Origin of the sequence: Chryseobacterium sp. 2TAF14, from assembly GCF_052115105.1 — a bacterium.
In the GTDB taxonomy this organism is placed as follows: domain Bacteria; phylum Bacteroidota; class Bacteroidia; order Flavobacteriales; family Weeksellaceae; genus Chryseobacterium.
Genome location: NZ_JBFRGA010000302.1, coordinates 1 through 1,959, shown reverse-complemented (window position 1 = coordinate 1,959; position 1,959 = coordinate 1). Strand labels below are relative to the sequence as shown.

Annotated in this window: 2 protein-coding genes; both read right to left on the bottom strand. The window is 35.1% G+C overall.

Going from position 1 to position 1,959, the window contains the following annotated elements; translation table 11 throughout:
- Positions 1–52: 52 nt before the first annotated feature.
- Complete coding sequence (locus AB4Y90_RS17740) at positions 53–751, bottom strand: hypothetical protein (RefSeq protein ID WP_441558889.1); 699 nt, start codon at positions 749–751, stop codon at positions 53–55.
- Positions 752–1,121: 370 nt separating this feature from the next.
- On the bottom strand, positions 1,122–1,959 hold an 838-nt coding region (locus AB4Y90_RS17735; RefSeq protein WP_441558888.1), incomplete at its 5' end, for a TolC family protein.

Sequence of the window (1,959 nt, the reverse complement as noted above, 5' to 3'; positions counted from 1 at the left end):
CCGAATCCAAAAAAAATAGCGAGTGCGGAAAGCAGGAAAAAGCTCCTGAAAATCAGTTACAGATCGTAAGAAAACTGTGTCCTCTCATGTGAATTTTTATCATCGCTTCAGACTTTAATTCGCTGTAAATACTTTGATCGAAAGCCTGAACTTCATTTAATTTCGAGTCTATGAAATTTGCAATTTTTACCACTGAAAAATAAAAATTCCGGTAAAGAGACATATCGACAGTGCTTCCGAAACGGGGAAGAAAAGCCTGTAAAAACGGAAGTTTTTTCTGATGCAAATCATAATCCGGACAATAACCTGTTTTTTCTTTTGTTGTGATAATCTCGTAATGGTTGATGTAATCCAGAACCGTTTCATTTTCTTTCATCGAAATTTTATTTTTATGAAAATAATGGCTGATTCTGTCTAAAATATGCTGTGCATATTCCATCATCGTGATGCTTTTCATTTCTGAAATATTGCCGATTCCTGCCTTGAAGTTTTTAGCATTAGTATGATTTATATTAAAAGAAATTCCAAAATTTTCGTGATACGGAAAAAAACAGTTATTTATTTCGATCACAGCATCTGCCTGTAATCTGTCTTTAGAAAAATTATAACACAAATACGGTTTGTACATTTCTTTCAAATGAAGTAGAAAATCAGTTTCACTGGTATTTCGATTGTTTTCAAACCAGTTTTCAAGATTGTTATAATAATCATTTTCAAATTCTCTGAAGCTTAAATAAAACGGGATTTCCATAACTCTTACTATTTTATATTGCAAAGCTATAGGTGTAATGCGCCAAAACTTGACGTGTTTTATTTTTTGATAAAACATTTTTAAATAGTTTAAAAAGAAATCATTTTATCGCCGACGAGGCTGAAACAAACTATAGGGGAAACCCGAAAGTCTCTCGCAAGGGTGCAGGAGGCTTTCGGAGATTCCGAAAACCACAAACAGGAGTGTTTTAAACTTTCGGGGAGTTCTGATCGTTATAAACAGGAGTGTTTTGCATTTTCGGAAAGTTCCGCTGGTTATTAGCTACCTTGTTTTAAAATAAAAAGTCCGGCTCTGAAATTAGAACCGGACTCAACGAATGAAATAATGATATATGAATAAAAAAACTAATTTATTTCCAGCCGCCGCCTAAACTTTTGTAGATGTCTACAACTGTGCTCAGCTGTTTTTCTTTAGCTTCGATCAGCTCCATTTTTGCATCTAAAGCGTCTCTTTGGTTAAGTAAAACTTCCAGATAATCTGCCCTTGAATTTTTGAAAAGCTGATTGGCAATATCGATAGACTGGTCTAAAGCCTGTGTTTCCTGTGATTTTAGCTGATAATACTGATCGATGTTTTTCACTTTCGACATTAAATTTGAAATATCTAAATACGCATTCAGAATGGTTTTGTCATATTCATACAAAGCTTGAATCTGCTTTGCATCTGCTGTTTGAAAATTAGCCTTAATCGCACTTTTATTAATGAGCGGTCCAGCCAATTCACCAACCAAATTGTAAGCAATAGATTCCGGCATTTTAACTAAATAAGATGGCTTGAAAGCTTCCAATCCTAAAGTTGCAGAAATTTCTAAACTTGGGTAAAACTCTTTTCTTGCTGCTTCAACATCTAATTTTGCTGCTTTTAATTCTAATTCAGCCTGCTTAATATCAGGACGATTTGCCAATAATTGCGACGGAATCCCTGTATAAACCGTTTGCGGAATTGTCGACATAAAACTTTCCTTTGTTCTCACAATCGGTTGCGGATAACGACCACAAAGCGCATTGATCTGATTCTCTTTTTCCGTAATCTGCTGACGAATGGTGTATTCTGTCGCTTTTGATTTTGCCAGTTCAGCTTCAAATTTTTTCACCGCCAATTCAGTTGCCGCCGCAGCTTGTTTCTGAATCTTTGAAATTTCCAAAGCTCTTGTCTGCAGCTTGATATATTGCTGAATAATATCCAGC